The organism is Desulfotomaculum sp. 1211_IL3151, assembly GCF_036763075.1.
Taxonomy (GTDB): domain Bacteria; phylum Bacillota; class Desulfotomaculia; order Desulfotomaculales; family Desulfotomaculaceae; genus Desulfotomaculum.
Window position 1 is genome coordinate 17,623 of record NZ_JBAIYV010000040.1, and the last position, 21,033, is coordinate 38,655.

Genomic DNA, 21,033 nt, shown 5'->3' on the forward strand with positions numbered 1-21,033 from the left:
GGCGGGACTTTTCGTTTGCCACCATAGATGCTGAAAGATGGGTGAGAGATAATTGTGTGGCGATTACTTAATCATTTTCCTTTGACTGGTAAATTGCTTTACCTCGTGCTGGGCTAGTTTAAGTAAAACGTAGTCACTTGTATTTTCCAGGTCAGTTAGTTTATTAAGAATTTGATCAAATTTATCGTTAGTAACTTCCCTTGAATCATAGAGTCCGCGGATTTTTTCTGTTAGCTCGTTTTCAATTCTGGTCTCTACTTTTTGCAGACCTTTTTCGAGAGAGTTAAGTCGGTCAGTCATTTTTACTTGACCATTCTCAAGTGAACTGAGTCGATGGTCCATTTTTAGTTGGCTTTTTTCTAAACCCTTAAGGTTTTCTGATAAGGCATCCAGTTTGCTATCATGGCTCTTAAGGGTTTCTAATATTTTATTTTGTGTTTCGAGTAATTGTCTTAAAATATCCTCATTGGCCATACTTAATCCCCCCTAAGCCTTTATGGTATGGCGGAAGCCAAATTATTCTAAAGAGTACTTCTCTATTCTAGCCACTATTCCTTTCAAAAAAGGCTAAAAAGAAAAAAACGATAAGGTGCTTTAAAGGAATTCAGATAGCTATAAAACCTACACCGGATTTTAAGGGTGAAACCTTTTACAAGAAGAATGCTTGCATCCGTAACTATTTATTTCTATGCACCCAGTAAAAGGAAATTTTCTACATTGATAGGTTTTATTATTAAAGGTTGGTTAGGGGATTTTGTGATTTGTGGTGATTGGCAAATGCTGAAGATTGCCTTTGAAGCGGGTCTTGGGGGTAAAAACAGTCAAGGCTTCGGCATGTTTAAAACGATATGATTTGTCAGATGCAGGGGACCTCTTGTTTGCCACCGTGGCAAACAAGAGGTCCCCTTACCCTGTCTAGTCAAAGGCAAAACCAAGGTAGCCTAATTGTTCCGCTGTTATCTTCAAATCAATATCTTTAAGGATTCTTACCATGCCAAAGGGTCGGATCGTGCCACCTAAATGTTCTGCTAAATAGGCGGGTGTGCGGAGGATAAGTTCCTTTGCCTTCAAATGCTGTGCTATACGTTTGATAGCTTCGTTGAGAACTTCATCTGGTACTAGCATTTCTTTGATCAGTACCTTATCAGAATTTACCCTTTCTACGGCTGCACAACCTTGAATATTTTCACCATCGATGCCATAGAGGTCTGCCCCGGACAGTTGGGAGAGCTTTTTCTGATAGGCAATATCTTCATCCGCATAGGCAATGTAAAGTCTATTGCAAAGCTGTTTATTTCTGCGCTGGTTATATTCTTCAGGACTAATGGGGGAGATGGTGCATTGGCAGGGTTTGCTAATGGATAAACCAGCGATGATGTCCTGGTTCAATGGGATCTCCCTAATATAGAATCCATTCTGATAGCCCCGTTGGCGATAAAAGGCAAAAAGCTGCTCCTCTGCAGGAACAAGAATGGAGAGGACTCGATCACTTGCCATAAGACACTGGTTGCTGTAGTCCATTAAACGGGTGCTAAAGCCTTTATTTTGCTCCCTTGGGTGTGTTGCAATGGCATAGAGCATCGCTGTATTAAACATACGTTTTTTCGGGGTCACTGTTTTCACCGGCAGCATGGTCAGCATGGCGGCAATTGCCTCATTGTGCAGTAGGAGGAGGGTTTCCTGCTCCTTGTATCGATTGGCAAAGTAAAAATCAATATACTTGTCAGGGTCCCCAAAGCAAATTTTCCATATTTCCTTTTGGCGGTTTATCTCACCTTTTTTTGCCTGTCTAAATTCGAGCATGATTAAATTCCCTTAAATATCTTAAGCCAGGATAATTTTAGCCTCATATTTTTCCTCCATTTTGTCTGGGTAGTAAGATAACTTAGCCTTTCTCAGGCCCTCATAGCCCATGTCTTCCTCGCGGTTGACATAAATTATTTCCGGGTATTTTTCTTGGATAAAGGCTGCAAATTCACGGTTGATCATTTGATAGGCACCCCGGATCTCGCCAAAGGCCTTTTCGATGTGAATGATATAGGTGTTGGCATTCAATTTTTCCCCCATGGTGTAGGCAATAACCTGATCATCCAAACGAATGAGACCCCCTTCTAAACCAAGGGGCGTAAAGTTTTTAAAGGAGCGGCGCACGGCACAGTCCTCATTGGCAAGCTGTTTATCCTCGGCACAGCCGTGTTTTTTACACCAGATTAAATTCATCTTCCAGCACGCGAGGAGATTATCCGGGGATATCGGTTCAAAACTCCAATTGTTTGCCGCTTTAAAGCGGTTGATATGATTGCGCTTGGAATGGAGTTTATTGCCCGCTAATGTGACTAGCTTATCAAGGAGATAAACATAATCGAAGCTGTCCCGCATCTCTTTATATATAAAGCCATTGGGGTACAATTTATTAAGTTCGTTTACATTCTCCGGAGTTAGGCCTAATAGTATAAATTCATGGCCACAGTCAGCGGCATCTTGTTTCATTGCCTCTAATATGGTTTTGGGGTCACCTAGACCTACGGGATAAAAGTAATAATCACCGGTGGATATTCTGCCTTTAACAACGAGGAAGTCATTTATTTGGGCCACACGATAATGATAGATTTCGGACCAGGCAAATATATTCGTGAAATTTTGATGGCTAACACCCAACTGGGCAATGCGAAGAATATCCTCCATCCATTGTTTATCGTCTAATGCTACTTTTTTGAAATTAATCATTTATGCTTTCTCCTATGCAAATATTTTATGATTACTAAATAGAATATCACAGAAAAGGTGCTTACATGGGCTACGATTTAATATATTACATCCACCTATGAAATTATAATACAATGGTTAAGCCAAAAAAAGGAGTTCTTAACTGCAAAGAATGGAACCCCCATGAAAATGAGGGTTCTATTCTTTACGAGGGTTGAGACATTGGATAAATAGGTTCGCTTATAATTTTTGGACCGGGGATACATCGATTACTTTCCAGCCATCCTTGGTGTCGATGAGGAAGAATTCCTGTTTGGCAATACCCCTAAAATCATCTTCCTTGAATTCACCAAAAACAAATGAATTAGTGAAAACATTTTGATAACCTAAATACTCTCCTAGATAGTGGATATTAGGTTCTGTAGGGGTTTGCCAATATGGGTGATTTAGAAGTTCCCATTTAAAAAGATTTTGTTTTTCCAGAAGAACATGATCCTTTGCTTTCGAAATACGGTTATCCTTGGCTAAATTAATTAAGCTTTTTACCGCAGCTTCCGGGTCAATATAATTATAATTTTTCTTTCTGTTAAAAAATGTATGAGTTTCTGTGTCCCAAACCGGATCAAGAGCGATTTTATCCCTGTGCTTATTTATTTTATCGTCAATGATTAGCGATATTTCCTGAGTATTTAGTGGGGCATGATTTCCATGAATAGTAAAAAATAGGAAATCATGATATTGCGAACTTGCTTGGGTGCTGCTGCCCCCAACATATCCAACTTCATTGGGGCCGCAAAGCCAAATATCCAACCTATTCCTAAAATCCTCATGTGAAAAATTCCCCTTTGGAGAAATAACATACCCGGATAAAGAGAGTGTACCTACCTCATCACTAAACTCATAACGGCTGGGCGTATAGAACATGCAGACATTAATAAACGGCTCCCTAAGAGGTGAAGGGAGATTGCTTGAAAAGGGGAAATACCAAGGTATCCAAAAATGTGATTGATCCTTTGATGTATAATTAACAAGCCTGAGTTCTTTAAATTTTATTAAGTTATCGCCAGACTGCACCTCTTTATCTAAGTGAAATACTTTGTCTGTTCGATGGTGCTGAAAATAAAAGTAGATGGATACCAGAAGCCACATGCTAAAGATCAATAGACCAAAGCGTAAAAATTTATTTCTAGGTAGAAAATTGGTTGATTTACTAAAAGTGATGGGCCGAGACACAAAATCACCCCCAAAAATAATGGCCTTCGTACATCTGGCCAAAGATTTTATTCTCTACCTTAAATAGTTTCTTTCCATATTCCTGAAATACCTTGTTTTGCAAGTAACAATTCGTAAGATAATGTATTTAGCCAGCATAAGAGGGAATTATAATTTTCAGCCAATAATTAAGGAGGAATTGTTATGACGGAGCTTGATTTATTGATGAAAGAAAAGTTGGTTCCCATGCGTAGAAGGGTTGTAAATTCCCTTACTCAAAAACACCCACACATTTTTGGTATGTTAAATCATTATTTCAGCGGTAAAAACAACCGGGTTGGCATGCAGGTAACCGAAAATGGAGCAGTAATTGGCGAATACACATTTATTCTTGATGGACTCGATATTGGTGAAGTTCAAAGTGGCGTCCTATCATCGGAAATTCACTATCCAATGGGAGTTGTAAAACCTTATGGAATCGTTGAGAGAAGTGTATTAGAAAAAATGCTAGCGGATGAACAGAGATTTATAGACGAACCTTTTACCACAATACGTGAATATATGCCCGACATGACTCTTAAATTTCAACGTTAAAGCACCCTTTGGGGTTTTTTGATAAATCCACTAGATCCATTACTGCCCAATATCTTCCTTCGACAGCCCAGGCGGAAACAGTCCTTCCTTTTCCTTCTCTCCATCGGTAACAAAATCGGACAACAAGGACGCACCAACATATCCTTCTGCTAAATACTCTGCCCCAAAACCATGCATCATCTCCAGTATCGGAATTATTTTTTTGCCGGTTTGTGTTAACCCGTATTCCACTTTTGGGGGAACAATGGGATATACCTTCCTGAATATAAGATTATCCTTTTCTAAACTTCTTAATTGCTGCGTGAGCATTTTTTGAGTTACAAAGGGTAATCTTTTTTTTATGTCATTAAATCGGAGTATGCTGTAACTTAAATACCATAGGATTAATATTTTCCATTTGCCGGAAAGTATTTTTTGTACCAACATCATTGGGCATATTTCATACTTTAAACAGTTTTCTTTCATGTGGCAATTCTCATGCTTTTTCCCACTATAGATCATTTCTTCACCCCCAATGTTTTAAGTATCTTTTTGGGTACTTTAGCACAAAAAAGTGCCTACTTGCCGAATAGATATTAGCTAGCTATATTGTAACATATAGGATGTTTTAAAGCTTAGAAAAACACTTCGAATTGCCTTTGCCGTGTGTCTTTTCTTGCACGGATTATAACGGAAGCCAGGCTGGATCAGATTCTTTTTCCGTAGTATTGCGTCGCCGCATGGGAGCACGTAGAGGAGAGGTATTTGTGAAAGTTAAAACTTAAATAGGATTTGTTTCGCCGCTGCCACTGTTAATGACTTCTATATTACAGAAACCACTGGCTGAAGCAATTGATTGAGTATGAGAGTCTGGCTGGCTAATTTTTTTTAGACAAATGATTGTTTTGACAACCAACTAGCGGACGCCAATACAACAACTTAATGTGCGGCTTTTCAGGGGGTAAAAAAATGCTGAAAATCGAGTTAGCATTGCTATTGTTTTTAACGGCTGGTTCCATTGCATACCTAATCTCAAAAAGGTTTTTTAAGCAGTAAGGGGGAGTTATGATGAGAAATGAAATGGTTTTTAAATACTCTTATGATGCCCATATGGCTGCTTGTTTTGACCCTAAATGCCTTCAAAGAAGTGGGTATAAACTTAAAAAGTTTGTAGATGGGTATCGGTATTACCCAATCGGTCGCAAAAGAACATATGTCATTAGAAATTCGCAAATTGTTGAACTGGGACAGCACATCTCAACCTATTATTGGTCCGAACGATCAAGGTTATAAAAGTCCGTATCATTGCCTTGTAGTCCAATTTAGGAAAAATAGAACCCAAAACAAATACCCTTCTTACAAATGTTTTTCAAGCAGGTTTAAGGTGGGTGTTTTTTAAATTTTAGCTGGGTACTGTAATTGGATTGATTGTCACGACATTTGGGGAATAGGGGGAAGGGATGAAAAAAATACAATCCTAGAGTTGGTAACAGAAGGAGGATTATTTTTGTGCGTGATTTATTGTTCATTGAGGTAAGGCCGGAACGGAGGGAACGGAAGTGACAAGAAAAGCAGTGCTTATCGGTACACTGGCTTTGCTCTGTATCTTTCAAATTGGTTGTAGCCAGAATAATATAATGTCTCAGACGCCACAGATTAAGAAACAAGCAAGTACAAGCACTACTTCAACAGGTCGTGCTGCTGAAGCCAAAGATAACAAAATTACAATGAGCGGCAAAATAGAAGCTGTGGAAATAGCGAATATCGTCAGCAAAGTTGCCGGTAAAGTAGCTCAAGTGAACGTGGATATTGGCACGGAGGTTAAGGCCGGACAGCTATTAATCAGCCTTGAAGCGGCAGACAAAGCGGCTGAAATTGAAGAGGCAGCAGCCCTTGTAAACAGTGCCCAAGTACAATTTGATCTGGATCAGAAGAATTACCAGAGGGGTAAGGAATTACTAATCTCCCAGGCTATTTCGCAGGCTGATTATGAAAAAACATATGAAGGACCCGTTCAAAGATCCGAAGCCAGTCTAAAAACAGCCAAGGCCACTTTAAAGAAAAGACAGGTTACCTATGACGATATGTTTATCAAAGCACCCTTTGCCGGTGTTATCACTGCTAAAAATATTAACCCCGGTGAAATGGCCGGAACACAAAATGTATTACTGACACTGGTTAACCTGAATCGGGTTGTCGTAAAGGGTTTCGTTAATGAAAACCAGATAAATAAGTTAAAGCAGGGCCAGGAAGTACAGGTGAAAGTAGGTGCTGTGTCTGACCAGACCTTTATCGGCAAAATAAGTAACCTTGCTTTTGCTGCAGATCCTCAAACAAAGGGTTATCTAATCAATGTTCGGATCGACAACCCTGAATATCTTTTAAAACCGGGGATGTTTGCAGAAGTTTTAATATCCGGTAACTAGTTATCTAAGAAACACATGCATGCTAACCCGAAAGCTACTCAGTGGGAGGTACATATGAAGAAAAAGAAAATCTTAGTGCTTTTAGTGGCAATGGTAATTGCTCTTGCCTCCGTGACTTATTACTACTGGTATCAAAATACCCACTATGTTGCAACAGAAGATGCAAGAGTCGACGGCAATATTGTAAAAGTTAGCCCGCAAGTATCCGGTCAAATTATTGAGTTACCAGTGGAAGAAAGCATGAATCTACAACAAGGTGAAGTTATGGGAAGGTTGTCGGATGTTACATTGGCTCCGGGGACCAATCTAGATCTAACGGTGATCAAAGCACCCATCTCCGGAACGGTAGTTAAAAAGATTGCCCATGTTGGGGAGATAGCGGCACCGGGTTCACCCGTGGCCATGATGGTAGACCCCAATAATCTGTATATCACCGCAAACCTTGAGGAGAATGATTTGTATAAGATAAACATTGGTCAAGCCGTTGAATATACCATAGACTCTTTTCCCGGTATGCGTTTTAAAGGTAAAGTTGTATCGATTGGTGAAGCAGCTAATTCGGTTTTCTCTTTACTGCCCCAGCAGAGCAGCAGCAATTCCTTTACCAAGGTGACACAAAGAGTGTCCGTTAAAATTAATATTGATGACGATCAGAACAAACGGTTACTTCCTGGTATGAACGCCATTGTTAAAATACATCTTAAGTAAAGGGTGATTTCCCTGAAAAAGGATCCTAATCCCTCTAACGGTAATTTGCCGCCCCGGGAGAAACAAGAAGATCAAAGGCTTCCGTGGGGGTCCCTCATGATACTGGTCATTGGTTGCTTTATGGCCATCCTAGACGGTAGTATTGTGAATGTAGCATTACCCAAATTTATGACACTGTTTGGCTCCTCAGCAGAGGAAGTCCAATGGATCTTGACGGGGTATATGCTTACCACAGGCGTGGTGGTACCCATTACCGGTTATCTAGGGGACAGGTTTGGTAATAAATTTATGTATATTTGGTCCGTGGCCGCCTTTACCCTTGGCTCATTATTATGCGGCATGGCCTGGGATACTACTTCTTTAACCATCTTTAGGGTGATTCAGGCCATTGGCGGGGGCATGATTATTCCCATTAGCATGTCCATGATTTTCAGAATTTTCCCCCGTGAAAAGATTGGAGCCGCCATGGGAATTTGGGGTGTTTCGGCAATTACAGCACCGGCCATAGGACCAACCCTTGGGGGATACCTGGTGGATAACTTTAGTTGGAGTTTGATATTTACCGTCAATGTTCCCATCGGTATTGCAGCAATTTTTCTTTCGATAACGTTCTTAAAGGAAACACCAATCCAGAAAAATATTAAACCAGACATACCAGGTATTGTATTGAGTACCATTGGTTGTTTTGCACTGCTGTTGGCACTTAGTGAAGGTCAGGATAAGGGCTGGACCTCCCAATACATCGTTACACTGTTCTTGATATCTGGTTTTTCACTCCTTTTGTTTGTTCTGTGGGAACTAGAAACACCACAACCCCTGATCAATCTTAGACTGCTCAATAATTCAGTCTTTGCAGCCAGTCTGGTGGCAACCAGTATTTCAACCGTTGCCCTATTTTCAGTTGTTTTTTTAATCCCGATCTATGCTCAGAATCTGCTGGGTTATACACCCATGGAGACCGGCCTTATGTTAATGCCAATGGCTTTGATAACCGGATTGATGCAACCAATAGGGGGCAAGTTGTTTGATAAATTTGGGGCCTTTTGGCTTGGTATAATGGGTATGTCCATTGTTGTCGTGATGACTTATTATCTACATACTTTAAGCCTGGATACTTCTTACAGGGATATTCAGTTAATTCTGGCTGTCCGAGCAGTTGGTTTTGGTTTAGCAAGCATGCCTTTAACAAATGCAGGGATGAATACCATTCCTAGGTTTTTAGTTAGCCGGGCCTCGGCGCTAAATAACACGGTGAGACAGATTTCTTCTTCAATGGGGATCGCCTATTTAACCTATACGATGACGCAGCGCCAAACCTTTCACACGGCCCTCTATACCGAATCAATGGGTGTGGATTCTCTCGGCGTGCAACAAGCTTTGTCTCAGCTAAAAGGGCCATTGGCCGCCGCTGGTTTATCCGGAGGTGCTGCGGAGCAAGCCAGTTTAGGGGTGATTTCTGGCATGGTAGCCAGACAATCCTTTATGAATGCCTTGGACGATACGTTTATAATTAGTGCGATCATCATTGCCTTGGTATTACCGTTGGTATTTTTGCTCAGTAATAAAAGGGTAGAGGAAGAAAGGAAAAGGCAGGATAAGATGTATGCCCATATGAAGCCGCCGATGCCAGAACCTCCAGGTAACTGAAAAAAGGATGAATGACTTTGTGTATATGAATGAAAGCGATTCAAACTTTATGAAAAGGGTACAGGCTGGGGGCGATTGATCGCCCCCTTTAAGATTTTAATGCGCAAGATTAAAAACCATTTGGAGTTATCCATGGCCCTTTTGGTTGTTAAGGTATGAAAAACAGTATTTTTACCTTACAAAGTCTAAAACGAATAGTAATAGTTTGCAATCCAGGGGTAAATATGGGAAAATGTTAATGCTTAAGATTATTTTCCACCCCAAGCGGAGGTTAACATAAATGACAGAAGTAACAACCTATGAATCATTCAATAAGAAAATAGGCGAAGGAAAGTTTGCATATATCCAATCCTTTGGTTGTCAAATGAATGAAAGAGATTCGGAGTCCTTAGCCGGCATGTTAGAAGATTTAGGGTACAGTCCGACGGATACCCAGGAGAAAGCAGATATTATTATTTTAAATACCTGTTGCGTGCGGGAGACTGCAGAGAGCAAGGTGTTTGGGCTGCTGGGACGACTGAGAAAACGGAAGGTGGCCAAGCCGGATTTAATATTGGCTGTATGTGGTTGTATGCCCCAGCAGGAGGCTGCTGCCAAACGAATCAGACATAGTTTTCCCTTTGTGGATTTGATTTTTGGTACCCACAATATTCATGAATTACCCCGTATGATTCACCAGGTCCAGGAAAACCACGAGGCAATTTTAGAGGTATGGGCCACGGAAAAAGGAATTGAAGAGAACATACCGGTTAAACGCAAAGACAAGCTGAAGGCTTGGGTGACCATTATGTACGGCTGCAATAACTTTTGTACCTATTGCATTGTCCCCTATGTAAGGGGCAGGGAACGCAGCCGGCAGCCGGAGGAAATTGTTAATGAGATAAAGGCACTGGTTCAGGAAGGTTTTAAAGAGGTAACACTTTTGGGGCAAAATGTGAATTCCTATGGTAAGGAGTTCGCGGATCATTATCGTTTTGCAGATCTTCTCTTGGCCTTGGATAAAATTGCAGGCTTAGAAAGAATCCGATTCATGACCTCCCACCCCAGGGATTTTGATCAGAGGCTGATTGATGTGATTGCTTCCACCAAAAAGGTCTGTGAGCATTATCACCTGCCTGCCCAGGCCGGCAGTAATCGGATATTAAAATTAATGAATCGTGGCTATACCAGGGAACACTACTTAGAATTAATAAGAAAGATTAAAGAAGCCGTTCCTAATGCCAGTATCACTGCGGATTTAATGGTAGGGTTTCCGGGTGAAACCGAAGCAGACTTTGAGGATACCCTAGACCTGGTAAAGCTGGTGCGTTATGACAGTGCCTTTACCTTTGTTTATAACCTGCGTACAGGTACTCCGGCGGCTAAGATGGAGCAAGTTCCAGAGGAAGTGAAGAGTGAAAGAATTCAAAGGCTCATAGAGATGCAGGGGCAAATTTCTTTGGAGAATAATCAGCAGGAGGAAGGCAGGATGCTGGAGGTTCTGGTTGAAGGGGAAACCAAGACGAATCCAGATTTGCTGGCAGGCAGGACCAGAACCAACAAGCTGGTGGTTTTTCGAGGGGACATAAAACTCATTGGAAAACTTGTTCAGGTTAAAATAACCAAGGGTCGGCCAAACCTATTAGAGGGAGAACTGGTACCGAATGGTGCCATAGTATAGATTCTCTGTATATTTCTTTGGGAGGTGAAATTTATGAGTAATGTTATCCTAGAAAAGGCCTTGGAATTAGGTAAGCTAATCGCCCAGTCTGAACAATATAAAACCATGCGGGAAAAAGAGGCCATGATGATGTCTGATGTTGATGCGCTGGCCTTAATTGAAGGATTTCAACAACTTCAGCAGTCCCATCATATGTTGCGTATGCAGGGGAAAGAGTTGTCCGATGAGCAATTAAATGAAGTGTATGCAGTAGAAGACAAAATGATGGGCAATAACTTAATTAGGGAATTTGCAGAAATTCAAGAGAAATTCCAAAAATTCCTTAACCAGGTTAATGATCAAATCAGTGAGGGCATTGAGGGACCAAGGCAACCCCAGGGTTGCAACTGCGGTACAGGTTCCTTCAGTTGAGGCTAAAGAACGGTCGTAGGTCTACGACATTCGATATTACATTTAGATATTACATAAGAGTGACCTCCTTGGCTATTTGGCCAAGGGGGTTTTTCTTTTACTATCAAAAATATAAGATTTTAAGGATGATAGTATAAGAAAAGCTAAGGCTCGCGCTATGTTTGGCGTAGCCTTAAGGGCATAAACGAGCCAAGTTTTTCTAATAGCCGGTGTTAGCTATGATATAATTGGTTGCGGGAGGAGATGTTTTGTGGCCCTAACACCAATGATGCAACAGTATTTAGACATTAAAAAACAGAATCCGGATGCCCTGTTATTTTTTCGTCTGGGGGACTTTTATGAAATGTTTTTTGAGGATGCCATAGTGGCTTCCCGGGAACTGGAAATAACCCTCACTGGACGGGAGGCTGGGGAACCGGAGCGGGTTCCCATGTGTGGGGTACCCTACCACGCCGTTGATGGCTACCTTAGCAAACTAATCGATAAGGGTTATAAAGTAGCCATTTGTGAGCAGATGGAAGATCCCAAGGCAACCAAGGGTATTGTTAAAAGGGAAGTAATCAGGGTGGTTACCCCTGGGACGGTGGTTGAGGGAAGTACCCTAAGTGAGAAGGACAACAATTATCTGGTGGCTCTGTGTGAGACAGGAACTTCGGCCTTTGGTATGGCCGTAGCAGATTTATCCACCGGGTTATTTCAAGTAACCGAATTGGTTGGCCCTTGGGCCTTAGAAGACTTGCTGGATGAACTGGGGCGATTAGCTCCCAGGGAATTGCTGCTAACACCGGAGATTAATAAGCATGAGAAATTAGCGCAGGTTATTCATGCTCTTAACGCCACTACCATGACAACCATAGAAGAAGATCAACTGGCTGCTGATTACATAGAAATACTAAAGGATCAATTTGGGGCCGGCATTGGCTCGGCTTATCAGGATAGGCCGGGTATTTGTATTGCTGCGGGGATGTTGCTGAAGTATTTAATCACGACACAGAAACGAAAGCTTCCCCACTTAACTGAAATCAAAGCATATTCCCCCAAGACCTTTATGGTGCTGGATAGTATCGCCCGTCGCAACCTGGAAATATCTAAATCCCTCAGGGATAGCGATAAAAAGGGGAGCTTGTTGGGGGTGCTTGATGCCACCAAAACTGCCATGGGGGGGAGAAAACTTAAAAACTGGTTGGAACAACCCCTGATTCACAGCAATAAAATAGAGGATCGCCTCGATGCAGTGGAAGAACTGGTTAACTCCCTACTGCTGCGGGATGAATTGGCCGGGGCATTAAAAAATATCTATGACCTGGAGCGTTTAGTGGCCAGAGCTTCCTATGGCAGTGCCAATGGACGTGACCTGATGGCCCTGCTGGGCTCCCTGGAAAAGCTTCCCTTGATATATGATGCCTTGGCCAAATGCAACAGTCAATTGTTAAGAAATATTTATGATCATTTCGATACCCTGGATGATTTACGCCAGCTTCTAGGCACTGCCCTGGCGGAAAACCCGCCAATATCTTTGCGCGATGGCGGCTTAATTAAAGACGGGTATCATCAAGAGGTTGACCAGCTTAGGACGGCAGCCAGGGATGGTAAAAGGTGGCTGGCTGGGCTGGAGGCACGGGAAAAGGAAAAGACCGGAGTTAAGAGTCTAAAGGTGGGTTTTAACAAGGTCTTTGGTTATTATCTGGAAGTTACCCGGGCTAACCTAGGAATGGTACCGGAGTATTACCAAAGAAGACAGACCCTGGCCAATGCGGAACGTTTTATTACGCCTGAGTTGAAGGAATACGAAAGTTTAATTCTAGGGGCCGAAGACAGGCTGGTGGATCTTGAATATAACTTGTTTGTTGACATTAGAAACAGAATCGCTCAGGAGGTCAACCGTATCCAACAGACGGCATCCCTGTTATCTGAAATGGATGCCCTGATAGCCCTGGCGGAGGCAGCAACCAGGTATGGTTATGTTCGCCCGGCAATATCCGATAAGGGCATCATAGAGATCAAGGACGGACGACATCCCGTGGTGGAAAACACCCTGGGTCCGGGTGGTTTTGTACCCAATGACACCTATTTGGACAACCAGGGGGATCGGTTGTGTTTAATTACCGGCCCGAATATGGGTGGTAAAAGCACCTATCAAAGACAGGTAGCTTTAATTGTCCTCATGGCCCAGGTGGGTAGTTTTGTACCCGCTGCCCAGGCGAATATTGGCCTGGTGGATAGGATATTTGCCAGGGTGGGTGCCTCCGATGATCTTAGCTCCGGTCAAAGTACCTTTATGGTGGAAATGTATGAAACAAAGCAAATCATTGACCATGCCACGTCAAAGAGCTTAGTCATTATAGATGAACTGGGCAGGGGCACCTCCAACTTAGAGGGGATGGCCATTGCCCAATCGGTTATTGAGTATTTACATACTAAAGTTGGCTGTCGAACATTATTTTCCACACACTATCATGAACTTGCTGAATTAGAAGGTCTCTTGCCGGGACTTAACAACTATGCCACGGCCGTAAAGGAACAGGGGGCGGAGGTTGCCTTTCTGCGCAAGGTAGTGCGTGCCAAAGCCAGTAAAAGTTATGGGGTACACTGTGCCAGATTGGCCGGAGTACCCACCGAGATCATCCAGCGGGCAGGGGAATTGGTACAGCAGTTGGAATTTCATCAAAGGGCAGCCCAGGAAGTGGTGTCCGGTAAGACCCAAACTGCCGCGGCAGGTGAACAGTTAGCCATATTCGCCACAACCCCAAGCGAACTGGAGACAGAAATTTTAGCCCTAAATCTTAATAACATGACACCGCTGGAAAGCCTAAACTTTTTAGCTAACTTGCAAAAAAAGCTTAGTAATAAATAGGGTTACTTCCTGTTACTCTTTGCAAAAATTGGATAAATTATGTTAAACTGAACTATGGTCTATTTGGAGAGGTCAAGTGTATACCGCAGAAATAACGCAGAATAACATAGATATATAATGTTAGGAGGGCCGTCATGTTAATAGGAATAGATGTAGGCGGCACATGTACGGATGCTGTTCTACTGGATGGCGGTACTGTACGTGCAACCGCCAAGGTAGAAACCCAGGACGATTTGTTGCTTTCCTTAGGGGATGCCTTGGATAACCTACTCAAGGGGGTACCTGGGCATCTCATTAAAAGAGTTGTTTTTAGTACTACCCTGGTAACTAATTTGATTGTAGAAAATAAATATGATCCCGTTGGCTTAGTCGTCTTGCCCGGGCCCGGGCGGACTTACTCAGAGCTGCGGGGACAAGATGATGTATTTTGTTTAAAGGGTGCGATGGACTACCGGGGGCGTGAAATCACAGCACTGACGGAATCTGAAATAGAGGAAGCGCTAAAGTGGCTGGAAACCAAAGGATATAACAAGGTTGCTGTGGTGGGAAAATTCTCCACCAGAAATAATAGCCATGAGCTGAGGATAACTGACTATCTAATCAAACGTCATCCCGATTGGCAGGTAGAAATGGGGCATCGGGCCGGCGGCAAATTAAATTTTCCCCGTCGGATAGCCAATACGGTTTTTTCCTGTGCCACCCGTGACAAATACCGCTACTTTGCCAATGCTGTCAGGGATGCCATGATCCGGAGAGATATCAAGGCACCTGTCTTTATCCTCAAGGCAGATGGGGGAACCTTACCCCTTACCGCCTCCGAGGAGGTGCCGATGGAAACTATTTTTTCGGGTCCGGCTGCCAGTACCCTTGGTGTGCAGGCCCTGACCCCCCCGGGCGAAACCTCCCTGGTGGTGGACATTGGCGGAACCACCACAGATTTAGCACTAATTTTATCGGGGACGCCTTTGTTGGCTTCGAAGGGGGTCAAAATTGGCAATCAATTTACCCAGGTAAGGGCCTTGGCAGTTCGTTCTGTTCCCGTTGGCGGGGATAGTGTCGTGGAACGTCTGGGTAATAATTTTGTCATATATTCCGAAAGGGTAGGTGCAGCCTATTGTTTGGGCGGCCCGCTGCCTACACCAACGGATGCTTTACGGGTATTGGGTATTACAGAAATCGGGGACCGGGCCAAGGCCCATGAGGCCATGCACAAGCTAGGCTCACCCATTGGTCTGGATGCCCGGGCAGTGGCTCAGAAGATCGTGGATTTAGTGGTGCACAATATAGTTGAAGTCATTGAACATATGTTCTTGGAATGGGAACAGGAACCTGCCTATCGGGTCTGGGAAGTGCTGCAAAAAAGAAAAGTGCGCCCCCGCAATGTGGTGGGAGTTGGTGGTGGAGCAGCTGGCTTTGTACCGGATATTGCTGCGAGAATGGGTTGCCTGCCGATCCTGCCGCCCTATGCACCGGTGGCAAATGCCATTGGGGCAGCAGTTTCTAAGCCCACCATACAAGTCAATCTAATGGCCGACACAGAAAGACGCATCTTTATTGTAGAAGAAGAGGGTTACCAGGGGAAATTAGCAGGCAAGCTGGATCAAGTTTCCGCAGTGGAACTGGCCAAAACATGGATTGCCAAACGGGCTGAAAAAATGCAGCTGCAAGAGTATGCCACGGAAGTAGAAATTACCAATCAAGAAGTATTTAATGTGGTACGGGGCTGGCAAACAGCCGGTAGGCTTTATCATATATCTGCTCAAACACCCAGGGGAATCTTAGCCTATATCGATTCGGAGGGGGTGTTGTTAAATGAGTAAAAAAACAGGCATCATTTTTTTCCCCGCCTTTGACTGGGCGATTTCGCCAACTCACCCCGAGCGGGAAGAGAGGCTTCTTTATACCAGGGATCAAATGTTTGAAGAAGGCATTTTGGACCTCCCAGAAATTGCAGAATATTCTCCCCGCCTGGCTTCAGCCCATGATATTGCCCGGGTTCATTTTTGCGTACCGGGGGTTGAGGAGCAAGTGTTGGATTCCCATCGCATTGCCGCCGGGTCTGCCTTGCTGCTGGGTGACAAAATAATGAGTGGAGAAATTAAAAATGGCTTTGCCTTGGTTCGCCCGCCGGGACACCATGCTATGCGGGTGGTGCATGGGAATCGAGGCTTTTGTAATATCAACAACGAAGCAATTCTGGTAGATTATCTGAGAAGGACCTACGGGATTAAAAAAATTGCCATCGTGGATACCGATGTTCACCATGGGGATGGCACCCAGGATATTTTTTATCATGATCCGGATGTACTGTTTATTTCTTTCCACCAGGATGGCAGAACCATTTATCCCGGCACAGGCTTTACCAATGAGTTGGGGGGACCTGGGGCTTATTGTTCCACCATTAACATTCCCTTACCACCGGGTGTTACGGATGCTAGTCTGCATTATGTGGTGGATAACCTAATCCTACCTATATTAAAAGATTTTCAACCGGATTTTATTGTTAACTCGGCTGGCCAGGACAACCACTTTACCGATCCCCTGGGGCGAATGAAGATTACAGCCCAGGGCTATGCCAGATTAACAGAGAAATTAAAACCGGATCTGGCGGTGCTGGAAGGTGGCTATGCCATTGAGACGGCTTTACCCTATGTCAACCTGGCCATCCTGTTGGCTTTGGCCGGGAAGGATTATACATCGGTGGTTGAGCCGGAATATGATCCGGCTAGCTTTAAAGAAAGTCCTCAGGTAACCTCCGAGGTTAAGCGGATTGTCGAGGAATTACAGAACCTCTGGGCCAACCGGCATCAATTTGATAAGTATTCCCTAGCTAAGGGAAAAAAAGCTTTGCAAACCTCAAAACCGATTTATTATGATACACACCATATAGAGGAACAGCAAATCGAAAGGGTTCATCTCTGTGAACAGTGTCCTGGTTTTCTAAGTTTTGAGTCCCAGGCCTATCATCCTGACGGCAAACATTATCATGTTTATGCCGTGACCATACCCTTCCAGGCCTGTGCAGATTGTCAAAGGGAAGCCAGGGATAATTATGAAGCGTCTAAGCAACGGAAGTTTGATTTTAGCTATTTGCAGGATAAGCTAAATGATACCTTTTTGATTTATGAGCGGGCGCAAGATAAAGAAGTTCGTTCTAAGGGTTAGGGGTGACGTGACAACTTGGCAAGCATTATCCTTTTGGATGAATTCACGGCAAACAAAATTGCTGCGGGCGAAGTAGTAGAGCGTCCGGTTTCTGTGGTCAAGGAATTAGTTGAGAATGGTCTGGATGCCGGGGCAACCAGAATTATTGTGGAACTAATCCAAGGAGGCTTAACCTCCATCAAGGTAGTCGATAATGGGTCAGGCATGTCCGGTGCAGATGCAGAGCTCTGCTTTCAACGTCACGCCACCAGTAAAATTAAAGCCCCAGAGGACCTAAGCAGCATCTTAACCCTGGGCTTTCGGGGAGAGGCCTTACCCAGTATAGCTGCGGTGGCCAAGGTAACCCTAACCACCAGAACCGCTAATGACCTTGCAGGTACAACTGTTCAAATTGAAGGGGGCCTCATCCAAAGTGTTACCCCTGTTGGTTGTCCCATTGGAACAACCATTGATGTAAAGGAGCTATTTTATAATACACCTGCCAGAAGGAAATTTCTCAAATCTGCTAATGCTGAGACCAGTCAGGTAAGTGATCTGCTAACTAGACTGGCCATGGCCCGTCCGGATGTTCGGTTTGAATTGTATAGTGGAAAAAAGCAGCTTTTCGCCAGTCCTGGCAAAGGCTCTCTAAAAGATGCCGTGGCTGTCATTTATGGCTTAGATAATGTTAGGAGTATGTTGGAGGTTAACTATCAGGGTAACCTGGTTAGAGTAGCTGGCTTAATATCCAAGCCAGTATTAACCAGAGCTACCAGGCATTATCAAAATTTCTTTTTGAACGGACGATATATTCGGAGTGGTTTTTTATCCTCGATCATACAAAGGTCCTTTGAAACGTTAATTCCACCGGGCCGCTTTCCCATTGCAGTTTTACGAATAGATGTTGACCCCAATCAGGTTGATGTCAATGTTCATCCAACAAAAATGGAAGTGCGTCTAGCCAGAGAAAAGGAAATTGAAGAAGAATTAATGGAAGCCCTTTGTCTTTCCCTAAATGCTCCAGAGGCTATCACAGGCCTATGGGAAATGATGCCCGGTAGAAATAGTCCGCCGCAAACGGAGGCAGCCACTGCTGCAAAGGAAGAAGCTGTAACCAATAGGGAACCTGCTGATCCCAAGGTCACCAACCTGGAGCAGCCAATTAAAACAGAGGCTCCTAAATACGACCAGGGACAGCTTCGGTTTAATAACCACCGTAATATTTCTGCCCCTTTGGCAAAACAGAGCTTTTTCCCCAGGGAACAGAAAGAAACCCTAACACAGATTTCTCAACCGCGTCTGGAAGAAAACAAAAGCCCTTACCAAACAGAGACCGCGATGGAATTTCCTGACCTGACACCACTGGGACAGCTACCTCCCACTTATTTACTGGCCCATGGCGTAGGTGGTTTATATATTATTGATCAACACGCTGCTCACGAACGTGTTTTATATGAGAAATACCTTGATTTACTTAGCTCAAATGTAGAAGCCCAAATGCTGCTGGAACCTCTGGCACTGGAACTGCCTCACCACGAAGCACAATTAATTGTGCAACATATTGTGGAGCTAAATGAAATAGGATTTATATTGGAACATTTTGGTGGAGATACTTTTTTGCTGCGGGGTGCACCGACCAATGCCATAGCCGAAGCAAAGGAAGTCTTTCTGGATCTGCTGGCAAGACTCCAAGGAGGTTTTGTCCAGAAAATAGATAAAAACAAGGTTATTGATCAATTGGCGGCGGCTATGGCCTGCCGAGATGCGGCAAAAGCCGGTCAAAGTTTTAATGCCTTGGAGACCAAGGCACTGCTCGATGGGTTGACCCAGTGTCAAAAACCCTATACTTGCCCCCACGGCAGACCAACCCTAATCCAGATTAGTCAAGAGGAGCTGAAAAAAAGGTTCAAACGATGAATAGTTCTATTATTATTACCACCGGCATAAGAAGCAGTAATCAGCTAGAAGAAAGGGCCCTGGAGTTAAGTCAGGAGATCCATCTACCCTACTATCAAAGAAAAAAATATTCTCTCCAAGCCCTAAGAGAAATGACTGGTGCAGCAGCTATTCTAATGGTAAGTCCAAAGCGATTGTCCTTGGTTATTGATGATCAAGAACTTTTTTTTCATCCAGGATTAGCCAAATTGCGTATAAAGGAAATACAGGCTGGGAAAACTGACCAAATGATCAAAGCAATGGATTTACAGGAAGGTAATTCATTGTTAGATTGTACCCTGGGACTGGCTGCTGATGCCTTGGTGGCCAGTTATGTGGTGGGTCCTCGGGGAACCATCGTGGGGTTGGAAGACGCCAAGCCAGTGGCGGAAATAGTCAGTCGGGGTCTTTGTACTTATACTGGCGAAAAGCCGGAGCTAATCAATGCCATGCGACGCATTAAAGTGATGAATGAGCATCATCTCCAATACCTTTGTAAGCTGCCCAGCAACGCCTTTGATGTGGTTTATTTTGACCCCATGTTTCGAGTGCCCAAAACAAAATCAAGTTCGATGGCCCCATTAAGGTTTTTTGCCAATAGCAACCCTTTATCCAATGAAGCCATTGTTGAGGCGGTTCGTGTGGCTAGAAAGAAGGTGGTCATGAAAGAAAGCCGTGAGAGTCAAGAATTCCAACGCTTGAACTTTCATAAGGTACAGGGGGGACGCTATTCCCCGGTGGCCTATGGCGTTATTCAAAAGGATGTGTTTTAAGTGCCATTAAAGTCGTTAATAGCTATTGTTGGTCCTACGGCTGCGGGCAAAACAGATGTTGCCATAGAGTTAGCTAAAATAATCAATGGGGAAATCATATCGGCTGATTCCATGTTAGTTTATCGGCATATGGATATTGGCACCGCTAAACCCACATTTGAAGAGATGCAAGGAATTCCCCATCATATGATTGATCTTGTAGAACCAGATGAGGAATTTAGTGTGGCCATGTATCAGAGTAAGGCAGAGCAGCTCATTGACGATATTACGAGGGATGGGCATTTACCCATACTGGTGGGCGGAACAGGCTTGTATGTACGGTCGGTAATCGATCATTATGACTTTACCCCTCCTGCGAAAGAAAATCGTCTTAGGGAAGAACTTAAAAGTGAAGCGGCAAGGGTAGGGGCCGAGGCAATGCACAGGAAACTTTCTGAGGTAGACCCAGAATCTGCCGAACGCTTACACCCCAATGATTTAAGAAGGGTTATCCGAGCTTTGGAAGTATATTACCAAACGGGCAAAACAATTTCAGAGTACCAGTACATCCGTAAAGAAGATCCACCCAAATATAACCTAAAAATGTTTGGTCTAACGATGGATCGGCAATTACTATATAAAAGGATTGAACAACGGGTAGATTTGATGTTGGAAAAAGGGCTGGTCGATGAAGTGAAAAATTTGCTAAAGCAGTATGAAACATGGGGTACTGCACTGCAAGGCTTAGGTTACAAGGAGATTGTCCGTTATCTAAAGGGAGAATGTTCTTTAGAGGAAGCCGCAGAAACTCTAAAACGCAACACCAGGCGTTTTGCCAAGCGTCAACTTACCTGGTTTCGGGCTGACCAAAGGATTCATTGGCTTAATATGGAGCACTTTGAAAATAAAAAAGCCATTGCGAAGGAAATTAAGAGACAGATGGCAGGAGATTTATTAACTACGTAGAAAGAATAAGGAAACATAAATAGAAAATTTTTACCAATG

18 protein-coding genes and 1 pseudogene are annotated in these 21,033 nt (G+C 43.5%); 14 read left to right on the forward strand and 5 right to left on the reverse strand.

What is annotated here, in order from left to right:
• Nucleotides 1-63 precede the first annotated feature (63 nt).
• Entirely contained in the window at nt 64-474 is a 411-nt protein-coding gene (locus V6C11_RS10630) for a hypothetical protein (protein ID WP_333531139.1), read from the reverse strand.
• A gap of 165 nt (nt 475-639) precedes the next feature.
• Here V6C11_RS10630 and V6C11_RS10635 point away from each other — a divergent pair, with 165 nt between their 5' ends.
• A complete protein-coding gene (locus V6C11_RS10635; RefSeq protein WP_333531140.1) occupies nt 640-852 on the forward strand; it encodes a CRISPR-associated endoribonuclease Cas6 in 213 nt (70 codons plus the stop codon).
• A gap of 63 nt (nt 853-915) precedes the next feature.
• On the opposite strand, the gene V6C11_RS10640 is transcribed toward V6C11_RS10635, so the two are convergent.
• From V6C11_RS10640 to V6C11_RS10650, 3 genes are all read right to left on the reverse strand, one after another.
• Nucleotides 916-1,803, reverse strand: a complete 888-nt coding sequence (locus V6C11_RS10640; protein ID WP_333531141.1) for a GNAT family N-acetyltransferase — start codon at nt 1,801-1,803, stop codon at nt 916-918.
• A gap of 21 nt (nt 1,804-1,824) precedes the next feature.
• Nucleotides 1,825-2,727 carry a DUF2156 domain-containing protein gene (locus V6C11_RS10645; protein ID WP_333531142.1) on the reverse strand — a complete coding sequence of 301 codons (903 nt, stop codon included), beginning with the start codon at nt 2,725-2,727 and terminating at the stop codon, nt 1,825-1,827.
• A 219-nt stretch (nt 2,728-2,946) separates the two neighbouring features.
• Complete coding sequence (locus tag V6C11_RS10650; RefSeq protein WP_333531143.1) at nt 2,947-3,939, reverse strand: hypothetical protein; 993 nt, start codon at nt 3,937-3,939, stop codon at nt 2,947-2,949.
• Nucleotides 3,940-4,122: 183 nt separating this feature from the next.
• Between V6C11_RS10650 and V6C11_RS10655 the strand changes: the two genes are divergently transcribed.
• Entirely contained in the window at nt 4,123-4,512 is a 390-nt protein-coding gene (locus V6C11_RS10655; protein WP_333531144.1) for a hypothetical protein, read from the forward strand.
• Between the two features lie 144 nt (nt 4,513-4,656).
• Here V6C11_RS10655 and V6C11_RS10660 read toward each other — a convergent pair.
• Nucleotides 4,657-5,013: pseudogene (locus tag V6C11_RS10660) on the reverse strand (winged helix-turn-helix transcriptional regulator); the annotation flags it as partial.
• Between the two features lie 546 nt (nt 5,014-5,559).
• Here V6C11_RS10660 and V6C11_RS10665 point away from each other — a divergent pair.
• From V6C11_RS10665 to miaA, 12 genes are all read left to right on the forward strand, one after another.
• On the forward strand, nt 5,560-5,784 hold the full coding sequence (locus V6C11_RS10665; RefSeq protein ID WP_333531145.1) for a hypothetical protein: 225 nt from the start codon (nt 5,560-5,562) through the stop codon (nt 5,782-5,784).
• 266 nt (nt 5,785-6,050) lie between these two features.
• Complete coding sequence (locus V6C11_RS10670; RefSeq protein WP_333531146.1) at nt 6,051-6,917, forward strand: efflux RND transporter periplasmic adaptor subunit; 867 nt, start codon at nt 6,051-6,053, stop codon at nt 6,915-6,917.
• Nucleotides 6,918-6,971: 54 nt separating this feature from the next.
• Nucleotides 6,972-7,625: an HlyD family secretion protein gene (locus V6C11_RS10675; protein ID WP_333531147.1), complete on the forward strand. Its 654-nt coding sequence runs from the start codon at nt 6,972-6,974 to the stop codon at nt 7,623-7,625.
• Nucleotides 7,626-7,721: 96 nt separating this feature from the next.
• Nucleotides 7,722-9,272: a DHA2 family efflux MFS transporter permease subunit gene (locus V6C11_RS10680; RefSeq protein WP_333531148.1), complete on the forward strand. Its 1,551-nt coding sequence runs from the start codon at nt 7,722-7,724 to the stop codon at nt 9,270-9,272.
• Nucleotides 9,273-9,552: 280 nt separating this feature from the next.
• On the forward strand, nt 9,553-10,932 hold the full coding sequence (miaB, locus tag V6C11_RS10685; RefSeq protein ID WP_333531149.1) for a tRNA (N6-isopentenyl adenosine(37)-C2)-methylthiotransferase MiaB: 1,380 nt from the start codon (nt 9,553-9,555) through the stop codon (nt 10,930-10,932).
• A gap of 33 nt (nt 10,933-10,965) precedes the next feature.
• The gene (locus tag V6C11_RS10690) at nt 10,966-11,343 is read left to right on the forward strand and encodes a YlbF family regulator (RefSeq protein WP_333531150.1); all 378 of its coding nucleotides are present in this window, start codon (nt 10,966-10,968) and stop codon (nt 11,341-11,343) included.
• A 265-nt stretch (nt 11,344-11,608) separates the two neighbouring features.
• Nucleotides 11,609-14,197 (forward strand): DNA mismatch repair protein MutS, encoded by a 2,589-nt coding sequence (gene mutS / locus V6C11_RS10695; RefSeq protein WP_333531179.1) that lies wholly within the window; start codon nt 11,609-11,611, stop codon nt 14,195-14,197.
• A gap of 134 nt (nt 14,198-14,331) precedes the next feature.
• Nucleotides 14,332-16,017, forward strand: coding sequence for a hydantoinase/oxoprolinase family protein (locus tag V6C11_RS10700; RefSeq protein ID WP_333531151.1), 1,686 nt, complete (start codon nt 14,332-14,334; stop codon nt 16,015-16,017).
• A complete protein-coding gene (locus tag V6C11_RS10705) occupies nt 16,010-17,362 on the forward strand; it encodes a histone deacetylase family protein (protein WP_333531152.1) in 1,353 nt (450 codons plus the stop codon). Before V6C11_RS10700 ends, V6C11_RS10705 begins: the two co-directional genes overlap by 8 nt.
• Before the next feature lie 15 nt (nt 17,363-17,377).
• Nucleotides 17,378-19,258 (forward strand): DNA mismatch repair endonuclease MutL, encoded by a 1,881-nt coding sequence (mutL, locus tag V6C11_RS10710; protein WP_333531153.1) that lies wholly within the window; start codon nt 17,378-17,380, stop codon nt 19,256-19,258.
• Nucleotides 19,255-20,049, forward strand: a complete 795-nt coding sequence (locus V6C11_RS10715) for a class I SAM-dependent methyltransferase (RefSeq protein WP_333531154.1) — start codon at nt 19,255-19,257, stop codon at nt 20,047-20,049. Before mutL ends, V6C11_RS10715 begins: the two co-directional genes overlap by 4 nt.
• Complete coding sequence (gene miaA, locus V6C11_RS10720; RefSeq protein ID WP_333531155.1) at nt 20,050-20,994, forward strand: tRNA (adenosine(37)-N6)-dimethylallyltransferase MiaA; 945 nt, start codon at nt 20,050-20,052, stop codon at nt 20,992-20,994.
• Nucleotides 20,995-21,033 lie beyond the last annotated feature (39 nt).

Coding starts and splice junctions, on each gene's coding strand:
- V6C11_RS10630 (WP_333531139.1), bottom strand. CDS start 474: ATGGCCAATGAGGATATTTTAAGACAATTACTCGAAACACAAAATAAA.
- V6C11_RS10640 (WP_333531141.1), bottom strand. CDS start 1,803: ATGCTCGAATTTAGACAGGCAAAAAAAGGTGAGATAAACCGCCAAAAG.
- V6C11_RS10645 (WP_333531142.1), bottom strand. CDS start 2,727: ATGATTAATTTCAAAAAAGTAGCATTAGACGATAAACAATGGATGGAG.
- V6C11_RS10655 (WP_333531144.1), top strand. CDS start 4,123: ATGACGGAGCTTGATTTATTGATGAAAGAAAAGTTGGTTCCCATGCGT.
- V6C11_RS10665 (WP_333531145.1), top strand. CDS start 5,560: ATGAGAAATGAAATGGTTTTTAAATACTCTTATGATGCCCATATGGCT.
- V6C11_RS10675 (WP_333531147.1), top strand. CDS start 6,972: ATGAAGAAAAAGAAAATCTTAGTGCTTTTAGTGGCAATGGTAATTGCT.
- V6C11_RS10680 (WP_333531148.1), top strand. CDS start 7,722: ATGATACTGGTCATTGGTTGCTTTATGGCCATCCTAGACGGTAGTATT.
- miaB (WP_333531149.1), top strand. CDS start 9,553: ATGACAGAAGTAACAACCTATGAATCATTCAATAAGAAAATAGGCGAA.
- V6C11_RS10690 (WP_333531150.1), top strand. CDS start 10,966: ATGAGTAATGTTATCCTAGAAAAGGCCTTGGAATTAGGTAAGCTAATC.
- mutS (WP_333531179.1), top strand. CDS start 11,609: ATGATGCAACAGTATTTAGACATTAAAAAACAGAATCCGGATGCCCTG.
- V6C11_RS10700 (WP_333531151.1), top strand. CDS start 14,332: ATGTTAATAGGAATAGATGTAGGCGGCACATGTACGGATGCTGTTCTA.
- V6C11_RS10705 (WP_333531152.1), top strand. CDS start 16,010: ATGAGTAAAAAAACAGGCATCATTTTTTTCCCCGCCTTTGACTGGGCG.
- V6C11_RS10715 (WP_333531154.1), top strand. CDS start 19,255: ATGAATAGTTCTATTATTATTACCACCGGCATAAGAAGCAGTAATCAG.